This is a genomic window from Nocardia sp. NPDC005825, assembly GCF_040630175.1.
In the GTDB taxonomy this organism is placed as follows: Bacteria; Actinomycetota; Actinomycetes; order Mycobacteriales; family Mycobacteriaceae; genus Nocardia.
This window is the reverse complement of record NZ_JBEXXC010000007.1, coordinates 353,123-365,293: the sequence shown is the minus strand read 5'-3', so window position 1 is coordinate 365,293 and position 12,171 is coordinate 353,123. Positions and strand designations below refer to the sequence as shown.

General features: G+C 70.5%; 11 protein-coding genes. 5 read left to right on the top strand and 6 right to left on the bottom strand.

The window, feature by feature from the left end:
* From ABZ382_RS21290 to atzF, 4 genes are read left to right on the top strand one after another with little or no spacing between them, the layout of a single operon-like run.
* Positions 1-747: a DUF1989 domain-containing protein gene (locus ABZ382_RS21290; RefSeq protein ID WP_357091263.1), complete on the top strand. Its 747-nt coding sequence runs from the start codon at positions 1-3 to the stop codon at positions 745-747.
* Positions 744-1,361: an urea amidolyase associated protein UAAP2 gene (locus ABZ382_RS21285; RefSeq protein WP_357091261.1), complete on the top strand. Its 618-nt coding sequence runs from the start codon at positions 744-746 to the stop codon at positions 1,359-1,361. Before ABZ382_RS21290 ends, ABZ382_RS21285 begins: the two co-directional genes overlap by 4 nt.
* Positions 1,358-3,370, top strand: coding sequence for a 5-oxoprolinase/urea amidolyase family protein (locus ABZ382_RS21280; RefSeq protein WP_357091259.1), 2,013 nt, complete (start codon positions 1,358-1,360; stop codon positions 3,368-3,370). The genes ABZ382_RS21285 and ABZ382_RS21280 overlap by 4 nt, the downstream gene beginning before the upstream one ends.
* Positions 3,371-3,401: 31 nt before the next feature.
* Complete coding sequence (gene atzF / locus ABZ382_RS21275; RefSeq protein WP_357091257.1) at positions 3,402-5,006, top strand: allophanate hydrolase; 1,605 nt, start codon at positions 3,402-3,404, stop codon at positions 5,004-5,006.
* A gap of 16 nt (positions 5,007-5,022) precedes the next feature.
* Here atzF and ABZ382_RS21270 read toward each other — a convergent pair whose 3' ends face one another.
* Positions 5,023-5,865 carry a patatin-like phospholipase family protein gene (locus ABZ382_RS21270; RefSeq protein WP_357091255.1) on the bottom strand — a complete coding sequence of 281 codons (843 nt, stop codon included), beginning with the start codon at positions 5,863-5,865 and terminating at the stop codon, positions 5,023-5,025.
* 93 nt (positions 5,866-5,958) lie between these two features.
* Positions 5,959-6,432, bottom strand: a complete 474-nt coding sequence (locus ABZ382_RS21265; RefSeq protein ID WP_357091253.1) for a MarR family transcriptional regulator — start codon at positions 6,430-6,432, stop codon at positions 5,959-5,961.
* 110 nt (positions 6,433-6,542) lie between these two features.
* On the opposite strand from ABZ382_RS21265, the gene ABZ382_RS21260 reads away from it, so the two are divergent.
* Positions 6,543-7,691 carry a GDSL-type esterase/lipase family protein gene (locus ABZ382_RS21260; protein WP_357091251.1) on the top strand — a complete coding sequence of 383 codons (1,149 nt, stop codon included), beginning with the start codon at positions 6,543-6,545 and terminating at the stop codon, positions 7,689-7,691.
* Positions 7,692-7,722: 31 nt separating this feature from the next.
* Here ABZ382_RS21260 and ABZ382_RS21255 read toward each other — a convergent pair whose 3' ends face one another.
* From ABZ382_RS21255 to ABZ382_RS21240, 4 genes are all read right to left on the bottom strand, one after another.
* The gene (locus ABZ382_RS21255; RefSeq protein WP_357091249.1) at positions 7,723-8,172 is read right to left on the bottom strand and encodes a hypothetical protein; all 450 of its coding nucleotides are present in this window, start codon (positions 8,170-8,172) and stop codon (positions 7,723-7,725) included.
* A gap of 713 nt (positions 8,173-8,885) precedes the next feature.
* On the bottom strand, positions 8,886-9,548 hold the full coding sequence (locus ABZ382_RS21250; protein ID WP_357091247.1) for a hypothetical protein: 663 nt from the start codon (positions 9,546-9,548) through the stop codon (positions 8,886-8,888).
* Positions 9,549-9,669: 121 nt separating this feature from the next.
* On the bottom strand, positions 9,670-11,238 hold the full coding sequence (locus ABZ382_RS21245) for a hypothetical protein (protein ID WP_357091245.1): 1,569 nt from the start codon (positions 11,236-11,238) through the stop codon (positions 9,670-9,672).
* Positions 11,223-11,972, bottom strand: coding sequence for an ABC transporter ATP-binding protein (locus tag ABZ382_RS21240; protein ID WP_357091369.1), 750 nt, complete (start codon positions 11,970-11,972; stop codon positions 11,223-11,225). Before ABZ382_RS21240 ends, ABZ382_RS21245 begins: the two co-directional genes overlap by 16 nt.
* Between the last annotated feature and the right edge of the window lie 199 nt (positions 11,973-12,171).

The window sequence follows — 12,171 nt, the reverse complement described above, 5'->3', positions numbered from 1 at the left end:
ATGACCACAGCGAACACCACGGGAGCGCGGGACCACGCCCGCGCCCAGGCCGCGGCCGCCGCCGACTTCGGGCCGGAGCTGTCCGCCGATGTCGACAGCACGAACATCACCGTCGCCCAGCGGATTCCGGCCGGCGGCTACGCGAATGTCGTGCTGGCCCGCGGCACCCGGGTGCGGCTGTCCGATCCAGCCGGCGGGGCGTGCGCGCACGTCCTGCTGTTGCGGGCCGAATCTCCCTGGGAGCGGCTGAATGTCGCGGACACGGTGAAGGTGCCGTGGCAGGCCTACCTGGGTGTGGGCCATCCGCTGCTGTCGGATCAGGGCCGGGTGCTGGCCACGGTGCTGACCGACACGTCGGACAGCCACGACACCCTGTGCGGACCGTCGCCCGCCGCCCGCCAGGGCTTGCGGATGGCCGGGGTGAAGCAGGGTCTGGAGCCCCGCGACATCGGTCCGACGGTCTCGTTCTTCCGGGGTGTGCGCGTGGAATCCGATGGCGCGCTGAGCGTCACCGGCGGCGCGGGCGCGGGCGCGGCGGTCGAGCTGCTCATCCACCTGCCGGTGACGCTGCTGGTCGCCAATGCCGAGCACCCGCTGGACCCCGCCCCGGTGACCCCCCTGGATCTGGTGGCCTGGTCCGCGCCCGCGGACCTCGCGCTGTCCCCGAACTCCGACCCGGAATACCTGCGCGCGGTGGAGAACACCGAACAGGACTGGCACGCACGCACTCTGGAGGCACGCGCATGATCACCACCACCCGCACGGTCGTCCTCGACGAGACGGTCCCCGCTCGCGCGCCCTGGTCGGCCGTGGTGCGCGCCGGGGAGCAACTGGAGATCATCGACCTGCACGGCAATCAAGCCGTGGATTGCCTGCTCTACAACGCCGCGGACCATACCGACCGCTACAGCGCCCAGGCCACCATCACCGCGCAGCGCAATATCTTCCTGGGAACCGGCAGCGTCCTGCTCACCGAGGCGGGCACCCCTCTCATGACGGTCGTCGCCGACGAGGTCGGCAATCACGACACGGTGGCCGGCGCGTGCTCGCAGGAATCCAACACCCTGCGCTACGGCCACCACACCCGCCATCAGCACGCCTGCGTGGAGAACTTCCTGGCCGAGGGCCTGAAGTGGGGGCTGGGCAAACGGGATCTGGTCTCGAACATCAACTGGTTCATGAACGTTCCGGTCGAGGCGGACGGGACGCTGGGCATCGTGGACGGCCTGTCCGCGCCCGGCAAGACCATCACCCTGCGCGCCGAGATCGACACCCTGGTGCTGGTCTCCAACTGCCCGCAGATCAACAATCCCTGCAACGGTTTCGACCCGACGCCCGTCCGCATGGTGGTGACCCGATGACGGCCGTGCTCCCCGATCTCGCCGTGACCGAGAACCCCTCCTCCGCACCGGCTTTCCGGGTCGTCCGCCCGGGCATGCAGACGACGGTGCAGGATTGGCCCGCCCGGGTCGGCTACTGGCACGTGGGTGTGCCGCCGTCGGGCCCGATGGACGATCTGTCGTTCCGGCTGGGCAATCGGGCCCTCGGGAATCCCGAGGGCGCGGCGGGTCTGGAGTGCACGCTCGGCGGCCCCGCGCTGCGCTTCGACACCGACACCTGGGTGTGCGTGACGGGCGCGCCGGCGCCGGTCACGGTGAACGGCCACGCGGTGCGGCAGTGGCGCAGCGTGCTGGTGCCCGCGGGCGGGGTGCTGGATGTCGGCATGGTGCGCGGGCCGGGTATGCGGTGCTACGTCCTGGTGGCGGGCGGCATCGAGGTGCCCGAATACCTGGGCAGCCGTTCGACTTTCACGCTCGGCAAGTTCGGCGGCGGCACCGGGCGCGCGCTGGCCGCGGACGACGCGTTCGAGCTCGGCCCGGCCGGCCGGGTGACGACCGGGGTGCCCGGCGACGATCAGCCGGTGCTGACCCGGCGGTGGGAGCTGGCGGTCACCGAGGGCCCGCACGGTGCGCCGGAGTTCTTCACCCGCGCCGACTTCGACACCATCATCGGCACCGATTACGAGGTGCACTTCAACTCCGATCGGACCGGGGTGAGGCTGATCGGGCCGAAGCCGCAGTGGGCGCGCCTGGACGGCGGCGAGGCGGGCCTGCACCCCTCCAATATCCACGACACCGCGTATTCCATCGGCGCGCTGGACTTCACCGGCGACACCCCGATCCTGCTCGGCCCGGACGGCCCCAGCCTGGGCGGGTTCGTCTGCCCGGTCACCGTGGTCGCCGCCGACCGCTGGAAACTGGGCCAGCTCACCCCGGGTGACAGCGTGCGCTTCGTGCCGGTGCGCGCCGACCGCGCGGCCTCGTTGCGGGAACTGGGCGCCGGGCGCCGCGCCGCGTGGCCGGTGGTGCTGTCCACCGGCGGCGACGGTGACGACGGCGTGCTGGCCCGCCGCGACGGCGCGGACACCGCCGTCACCTACCGCCGCGCGGGCAATGACGGCCTGCTCGTCGAATACGGCGATATGACACTGGATCTGGAGCTGCGCGCCCGCGTGCACGCCCTGCACCAGACGCTGCTGGAACGCGCCGAACCGGGCATCACCGAGCTGACCCCGGGCGTCCGGTCGCTGCAGGTGCGCAATGATCCCGATCGCCTGCCCACCCGCAAGCTGCTGGACCTGCTGGCCGAGGTGGAGGCCGACCTGCCCTCCGCCGACCAGCTGGTGGTCCCCAGCCGTACGGTGCGCCTGCCGCTGTCCTGGGACGACCCGTCCACCCGGGAGGCCATCACCCGCTACATGCACGGCGTCCGCGCCGACGCGCCGTGGTGCCCGTGGAACATCGAATTCATCCGCCGGATGAACGGATTGGCGTCCGTGGACGAGGTTTTCGACACCGTCTTCGCCGCCGAATACCTGGTGCTGGGCCTCGGTGACGTCTATCTGGGCGCACCGGTCGCCACCCCCACCGACCCCCGGCACCGGCTGGTCACCACCAAGTACAACCCGGCCCGCACCTGGACCCCGGAGAACGCGGTCGGCATCGGCGGCGCGTACCTGTGCATCTACGGCATGGAGGGTCCCGGCGGCTACCAGTTCGTCGGCCGCACCACCCAGGTGTGGAACCACCGCTCCAGCGGGATCGGCGAAGACCCGTGGCTGCTGCGCTATTTCGACCGGATCAGCTGGTATCCGGTGAGCGCCGAGGAGTTGCTCGACCTGCGCGCCGACACCGCCGCCGGGCGGGGACAGTTGCTGGCCGAGGACGGCGAGTTCCGGCTCGTCGACTACCGGAAGTTCCTGGCCGACAACGCCGCCTCCATCGCGGACTTCCGCGCCCGGCAGGCCGACGCCTTCACCGCCGAACGCAACTCCTGGCGCGAGGCGGGCGAACTCGCCGAAACGCCCTGACCCGATCCCCCGACCTGATCCAGGAGCCCGCATGACCCAGTGGATTCACCGCCGCGACGACGCCGACGTGGCCACCGACATCGTTTCCGCCGCAGGAGTTCTGGCGGGACTGCGACTGGCCGTCAAGGACAATGTGGACGTGGCGGGCCTGCCGACCACCGCGGCCTGCCCCGACTTCGCCTACACCCCGGAGCGGGACGCGCCCGCGGTGGCGGCGCTGCGGGCGGCGGGCGCGGTCGTGGTCGGCAAGACCAATCTCGATCAGTTCGCCACCGGCCTGGTCGGCACCCGCTCGCCGTACGGCGTCGTCGAGAACGCGCTACGGCCCGGATACGTCTCGGGCGGTTCGAGTTCCGGCTCGGCGGTGGCGGTGGCCGCGGGCGAGGCGGACATCGCCATCGGCACCGACACCGCGGGCTCGGGACGCGTCCCGGCCGCCTTGCACGGCCTGGTCGGCATCAAGCCGACGGTGGGCGTCATCTCGACGGCGGGCGTGGTGCCCGCGTGCCGCTCCTACGACTGCGTGACGATCTTCGCCGCCGACCTGGGCCTGGCCGACCGGGCCATGGGCGTGATGGCCGCCGGCGCCGCGGGCCGCCCGTGGCCCGCCGACACCCGTCTCGCCGCTCCGCCCGAGGCCGTGGTGGCCGTCTTCGACACGCTGCCGGACCTGGATCCGCAGTGGCACACCGCCTACGAGCGCACGGTCGCGGCGCTGCGCGATGCGGGCGCGACCATTGTCGAGGTCGATCCGGCCCCGTTCCTGGCCGCCGCGAAACTGCTCTACGAGGGCGCGCTGGTCGCGGAACGCTATGCCGCGGTCGGCGAGTTCGTCGACGCGCATCCCGAATCCGTCGATCCCACTGTCGGTTCCATCATCCGGGCCGCCCGGGACCTGCCCGCGCACCGGCTGGTCACCGATCTGGCCGCGCTGGAACGCCTGCGCGCCACCGCCATGGCGAGTCTCGCGGGCGCGGACGCCCTGCTGACGCCGACCGTGCCGGTCCACCCGACCGTCGCCGAGGTCGCCGCCGACCCGATCGGCGTCAATTCCCGGCTCGGCACGTACACGAACTTCTGCAACCTCTTCGACCTGTGCGCGGTGGCGGTCCCCACCGACGAGCCGCACTTCGGGGTGACGGTGCTGGCCCGCGCGTTCGACGACGCCGTCGCGATCGATATCGCCGCCCTGATCACCGGCACGCCGCTCGACCGGTGCTGGCCCACGGCCGTCGCGCCCGTGCAGGACCTGATCGTCTTCGGCGCGCACCTGCGCGGGCAGCCCCTCGAACACCAGTTGATCGAGCTGGGCGCCCGCTGGGGCGGCCCGGTCGAGACCGCCCGGCACTACCGCCTCGGCGCGCTCGACACGGTTCCGCCCAAACCGGCCGTAACCCGGGTCGCCGCAACCGAATCCGGCGTCGCGGTGGCCGGGGAGCGCTGGCTGCTCTCCCCCGCCGCCCTCGGCCGCTTCCTCGCGAATCTGCCCGCCCCGATGCAGCTCGGCGCCGTCGAGCTGGCCGACGGCGCCTGGCACACCGGTTTCGGCTGCGCGGGGGCCGCCGCCGAATCCGCCAAGGACATCAGCGAATACGGCGGGTGGAAGGCGGCGCTGGCGGCCGGCGCCGTCGGCTGAGTCCGGTCTTCCCGGATCAGTCCTGCCAGAGGGCGGCGATCCGCGCCGCGTCCGACTTGCCCTGGGCGCGACCGGCTTCCAGCGACGGGACCCGGGTGGCGGTGTCGAGGGGATTGAGGCCGAAGGCGGTGGTGGCGGCCTCGTCGGGCGCGATCACCTCGACTCGCGCTCCGGCCGCGACCAGTCCCGCGACCTGGGCCTCGAGCTCCTCGTCCGGCATGGGCGCGATCACCAGCACCCGTGCGTAGCCGGCGGCGAGGTCGGCGTTCACCGAGGTCCGGACGCCGCCGTCGGTGTAGCGCACCCCGTCGATGGTGGCGCACGGCCACACCATGGGCACCGCCGAACTGGCCATCACGGCGTCGACCAGCGTGATCCCGGAGTCCTTGTCGAAGACCCGCGGTTCCCCGGTCTCGGCGTTGACCGCGACGATGCGCAGGTCGCGGGCGGGCCACTCGTGCACCGGCAGCCGGGTCTCGATCACGGCCCGGCGGTCCGCCTCGGGCACGGTCTCCGCGGACAGTGCGAGCGCCCCGATCCGCTGCCGCCGCTCGGGCGAATCCCCCTGTGTCTCTTCGATGATCGCCGTCATGGTCTCCCAGAGCCCGGCGAACTTCTCCATGGACGGCACGATCTCACGGCTCTGCACCGCCGGATCCACCTGCCGCCGCACCAGTTCCGCGAGCTCGGTCCCGCTGCCGAGCTGCGCGGTCACGTTCGACCCCGCCGACGTCCCGAGCAGCAGGTCCGCCCCCGTCACATCCACCCCCGCGTCGGCGAGCCCGGCGACGATGCCGGTCGCCCAGGAAATCCCCGCCACACCACCGCCGCCGATGACCAGCGCACGTTCGGTCGTCATTCCGTCCCACTTTCTCACCACGAAGAAAACACACCCTGCGGTTCGCAAGTTACCGGCTGCGCGCCCGTCGCGACGGTTGTGCGGGATGTCGACTCAATCCGAGATCTGGGTGGCCGCGGCATTGGTGGCGTCGCGGATCACGCGCAGGCTCGCGGTGAGGTCGTCGAGCTGGGCGGGGGTGAGCAGGCTGGTGAACCAGCGGTCGATGCCGTCCAGGTAGGCGGGCAGCACACGGGCGACGCGGGTGGCCCCGGCGGCGGTGAGGACGGCGTAGGAGCTGCGCCGGTCGGCGGGGTCGGGTTCGCGGCGCACGAAGCCGTTGCGTTCCAGGCGGTCCACCAGCCGGGTGACGCCGCTGGTCGAGAGACCGGTCTGGGTGGCCAGGTCGGTCATGCGTAGCCGGCGGCCGGGTGAGCGGCTCAGGCGCATCAGGGCATTGAGGTCGAGACCGGAGAGTCCATTGCTCTTCCAGGTCTCCTCGAGCCGGGCGATGAGCCCCTCGTGGGCCTCGTAGAGCAGGCCGACGGCGGTCAGCCGGGGGTCGTCGAAGAGATGCTTGGGATCCACGCCGACCAGCGTAAACCAGGTGATTTCACTGGGGATAGTTGACACGCGGAACAAATGCGCTATCTTGTTGTCAGCGCAATATTCCGCACAGCAACTAAATGGAGGTTCTCATGACGACACAGCGCTGGGCAGCGGGATTCCGTGCGCCGCTGGTGAATCCGGCCGAGGAGATCAAGCTGGCCGAGCCGCGGGACTTCGCCGACGAGACGGTCCGCCAGGTGGTGCGGGTCGCCGGCGGCGGGTCGAGCCTGCGGGTGCGGCTGACCAACCGGTACGGCACCGAGGACCTGGTGATCGGCGCGGCCCGGGTCGCGCTCCGCAAGGCGGGCGGCGAGATCGTGGCGGAGACCGATACCGAGGTGCGGTTCGCGGGGTCCGCATCGACGCGGATCCCGGCCGGCGCCGATCTGGTCAGCGATCCGGTCGAGCTGCCGGTGGAGGCGGGCGCCGAACTGGCGGTCAGCGTGTACCTGCCGGAGCCGACGCGACCCGCGTTCGCCCAGTTCCCGATGGATTCGAGCTGGATCAGCGCCGGCGATCGGACGGGCGACGCCGCTCCGGCCGATGCCGAGGAGACCGCGCTGCGGTTCCTCCTCACCGGCGTCGACGTCGCCGTCGATGCCGACGTGCCGGTGCTGGTGGCCTTCGGCGACTCCTGGTTCGAGGGCGTCGGTTCCACCCACGCCGCCAACCGGCGCTCGGTGGACGTGATCGACCAGCGGCTGGCCGCCGGGTGGGCGGTGAACCAGGGCATCAGCGGCAACCGGCTGCTCACCGACGAGATCGGCGAGCACGGCCTGGCCCGGTTCGAGCGGGACGTGCTGTCGGTGCCCGGGGCCGCGGCCGTGTGGGCCAACTTCGGCATCAATGACCTGATCCTGGCCGGGACGGCCACCGCCGAGGCGCTGATCGCCGGGTTCACCGCGCTGGCCGAGCGGGCCCACGCGGCCGGACTTCCGGTGTACGCCAATACCATCGGGCCGTTCGCCGGGGCGATCTACCCCGGACTCTCGCTGGAGGACGGCATTCCGGTCCGGAACGTGGTCAACGAGTGGCTGCGCGGCACCGACGTGTTCGATGCCGTCTTCGATGTGGCTGCGGCCGTGGAGGATCCGGACCGGCCGGACTTCATCCGCCCCGACCTCGACGGCGGTGACGGCATGCATCTCAATGACGCGGGAGCCCGGGCGATGGCGGAGACGGTGGATCTCACCGTGCTGCCGTCCGCCTTTCGGGGAACGCGCGGTCCGGCGGCCTGATCCTGCCGCAGCCCGGCGGCCGCGCAGTCGATCAGCCCTTCCTTGGGCGGAAATTGAGTAGGACTCTGCGCAGACCGCTGAACACGTAGGCGGTCGCCCACACTGAGATCACAATGAGGACAACGAACATCGGTAGCCAGCTGCTCTTGTCATGATCGACGCTCCACCAGACCGTCGTGAACAGAATCGCGGAGATGAACAGCAGGATGTCGCGCAAGCTGCCGCGATAGGAGGCGGCGGCTCTGCGCAGCGGCCGGTATCGGTCGACGGTCGCGACCAGGTCGTCGATGCGATTATCGATGGCTCGTTGGAGTTCGGCTCGCCGCTCCGTCTCCCCCGGCGGTAGGCGGTCCAGCAGTTCCATATCCTGGTTGATCGTCTTGCGGACGTCCGGGCCCTTCAGATATCCCGCCGCCGCACCGAGAGCCAATCCACCGGCGATGGGTGCGATCCCCACGGCGAGGTCAACCAGAGCGGGCATGCTTCCGTCTCCTCAGCCACCCAATCAACATCGTGGCAAGAGCACCGGCCGACTCGCGGCGGTGGAGGCAACGCTGAACCTACGAATGAAGACCGTGCCCCTACCGGACCCTGGCCGATCACGGCTAACCTGAATTATCGTCCTTTTCCGAACGCATGGAAAGGGATGTGGCTTCGGTCTGAGCATGCGTACCGGAGCCGCCAGGTCGACGTGGTCGTGGCAGTGCCTGGCGCCGGGCCGATCCGTAGCGGGTCTGGTTCGGCAATTTCATCGCGTAGCGATCGCTCGTCATGCAGGACCATGACAACTGGTCGGGGTCGGAACAAAGCGGGTCATGGGCTGCACCCGAGGGCGGCGAAAGCGGACGACAGCAGTGAGACCACTGTCTGATGTCACCGAGTTCGCCACTCGATCACCCCAAGGAACAAACATGTCCAGCAAAATGATCAAGTTCGCGGCCGCAACCGCTATTGCCTTGTCGCTAGGCGCTATCGCAGCTCCGGCGGCTTCGGCCAGCCCCGTTGCGACAGCACCTGCGATTTCGACATCGGCCTCGGCTACTCCTGTCGATGGATCACTTGCTCTCTGCTTCCCCCTGGGCAGTGTGGTCTGGTGCATCTGAGACCAGAGTCCAACGTCTAGGTACGGTCGGGAAGGAGCCGCCAGGATACTGTGACATCCCCGCCCCTTCCTGGGGGCGGGGCTTCGTTTCTTCAGCGCACGCGCGGTCCGGCGGCCCACAGGTCGTCGGTGAGGGTTTCGGGACCGTCGGCGGCGGCGTAGTAGCCGATGATGGTCCGGAAGGTCGCGCCCACGAAGGCGGCGTCGTCGTCCCCGCACCGGATCGCGGTTCCCGCGAGGGCGGCGTTGACCAGGGCGAACAGGCGGGCGTTCTGTTCCACGTCATTGCCCTGGACGATGGCGATCTCGCGGGTCATCAGATTGCAGAAGCGGGTCGGGGCGGCGGAGGAATCGCCATGCGTTGTGTCGCAGGCCGGTTCCGGGTCGGCCGGATCGCCCGCGCGGGTGTTCAGGACGGCGTGCGCGACGGCCTGCCCCTGGTGGCCGCCCCGGCGGGTGCCCGGTCCGTGTAGTCCCGCTTCCCGCAGGGCCTTGTCGAACCGCGCGATCCGCTCCGGGTAGAGCGCCGACAGGATGGTGTGGGCCGCGACCGCGATGGCGGCGTCGGGCACGGCGCCCGGGGCCGCCACGGGTGGCGCTGTCAGCCAGGTGCCGTGCGGTGCACCGAAAATACTGAAGATGGCATCGTGCATGGCCAGGTGTACTAAGGCCAGGGCACGGGAACTGCCGGTGTCGGTGTGCGCCATGCGGTCCGACTCCAGCGCCACCGCGTTCCAATACAGGATCTGATCCACTGTCGCTGTCTCCCAATGTTTCGAGCAGTGGGACCAGCGTCGCCGGATCGGCCCGGGAAGTCGGCAGTAGTGCGCTACCCGATTCCGGGCCGATGATCGGCGGCGGGGCGAGTAGCCGCGGTCAGCGCGGCTTCACCTCGGCCAGCAGTTCGGGGCCGCGCTCCTCCAATCGGGTGGTGGCCCAACGGATTCCGAGCAGCGCGGCGAGTACGCCGAGCAGCACTCCGACCGGCACGGCGGCCCACTGCACGAGCGAATTGTGCAGGTAGGCACCGATTCCCAGAATGGCCAGGGCGGGAGCGGCGGCCAGCACCTGCACCACGCCCACCGCCAACTGCATGAGCATCTTCATGCAGCCGGGGTTCCCGGTGCCCGCGAACGGATTTCCGCGCTGCGGCGGCAGCGCGAAGGCCGCGTGCGTGGACAGGTACACGACGGCGCCCACACCCACACCGAACAGCACTGGCAACGTGGACAGCGCCCACGGATACAGGTGGGCCAGCCCGAGCGCGCCGGGGAGGACGAGCGTGGAGATCACGGAGACCGGCCCGACCAGCAGCGCCCAGGCGTAGGCCCGGCCGCGGACGTCCGCCCGGGCCGCGCCCGGCGTCACCAGCGTTTGCCAGACCGCCGTGCCGTCGAATCCGTACAGGTTGGTACTGGACATGGTGGCCAGCCACACCACGAAAGCGCCCGAGAACGCGATGGTCCCGCTACCGCCGTTGCGCACCGACAGGAAGATCGGCAGCACGAAACCGATGATCAGCAGCGGGATCAGGGCCGCGCGCCGGCGGCCGTCCCGCCACCAGGTGCGCAGTTCCTTGGCGACCACCGCGCCGACCGGAGTGGTGGGCAGGAAGCGGTCGAGCAGGCCGCCGCCGGTGTCGACCATCTGGGCCTCCGGCGCGGGCGGGGTGGTGAGCCGGCGCTCCAGCAGCACCGCCCACGACTGCCACAGCACCAGCGACAGCAGGGCCAGACCGAGCAGCGCCAGCAGCGCGAGCAGGTAGTCGCCGCGGGATGCGGCCTCGACGGCGTACGGGGCCCAGCCCGACGGGACCGAGCGCAGCAGGATGGACAGGCCGCCGCGGTCGCCGTCGAGTTTCGGCCCGGCCGTGGTGATGAGCAGGTTGAGCGGGTAGTACGCCAACCCGATGAGCGCCGCGAACAGCACGCCCAGGTCCTTGCCGCGCCGGGAGCGCATGGCCGCGCCCAGCCAGGCCACCACCACACGGGCCAGCAGCACCACGAACACGAGTTGCAGGATCGCGCCGAGCGCCGCGATTCCGGCTGCGGCCCAGCCGATCTGAGCGCCCAGCAGGACCAGCCCGGCGAAGGCGATGAGGTTGACGATGGGCGCGGGTCCCACGAACGCGGCGGCCCCGAGTCCGTAAGCGAGTTCCCGAGTCGTCAAGGGCAGCAACCGGAACTGCTCGGGTTGCAGGGTTTCGTCGCTGGTTCCGGTGATGACCGGCCCGCAGATCCAGCCCAGGGTCCAGGCCCCGAACAACGCGGCGGCGATCGTCACACCCCCGTGCACGCTCTCGTGCCCCTTCGCGATGAGCACCGCGGTGAACAGGGCGACCGCCAGTCCGAAGACGATGCCCAGCACGAAGTTCAGCGCCGACCGGCTCTCGTGCAGGCTGCGTCCGATGATGCGCAGCCGCATCCGGATCAGGACGCCAACCACGACAGCCCCTCCTCGCCGCCGACCCGCCCGCCGACGAGCCGTACGAACGCCTCCTCCAGGGTTCCGTCGCCACGGACCTCGGCGAGGGTGCCGCCCGCGACCACGCGGCCCCGGTTGATCACGGCCACCCGATCGCAGATCGATTCCACCAGAGCCATCACGTGACTGGACAGGACCACCGATCCCCCGGCGGCCACGAACCGTTGCAGGATCGTCCGGATGGTTCCCGCCGAGACGGGGTCCACGGCTTCGAACGGCTCGTCCAGCACCAGCAGTTTCGGCGCGTGCAGCAGCGCCGTGGCGAGCCCGATCTTTTTGCGCATACCGGCCGAATAGTCAACGACCACAGTGTTTTCCGCGCCGTCGAGCTCGAGCACGTGGAGCAGCTCGTCCGCCCGCCCGACCACGGTCGCCTTGTCCATCCCGCGCAGCAATCCCGTGAAATTCAACAGCTCGCGCCCGGTCAGCCGCTCCGGCAAGGCCATCCCGTCCGGCAGCACCCCGACCACCGCCTTCGCGGCCACCGGATCGGCCCAGACATCGTGCCCGAAGATCCGCGCCAGCCCCTGGTCCGGCCGCAACAACCCCACCGCCATCGACAGCGTGGTCGTCTTCCCCGCCCCATTGGGTCCCACCAGCCCGAAGAACGACCCGGGCGGCACCGCCAGGCTCACCCCCTCGACCACCCAGGGCCCACCGAATCTCCTGTACAGCCCGCTCAGCTCCAGCGCCAACTGGCCATTGCTCGTCACAAGCCCCTCCTTCGCGCGCGCCCCCACGGCGCTGTGCCCACGATACGTCCGAACTCGCTGTTCAACGAGTTATCGCGAGCGGCTCTCACGGCGCAACGAACCTGCCCCTGACCGCGGCCAGGGCAACAGTCTCGCTGTGTCCAAAGCGATTTCGAAGGGCCGCTGCATGACGACCTCGGAC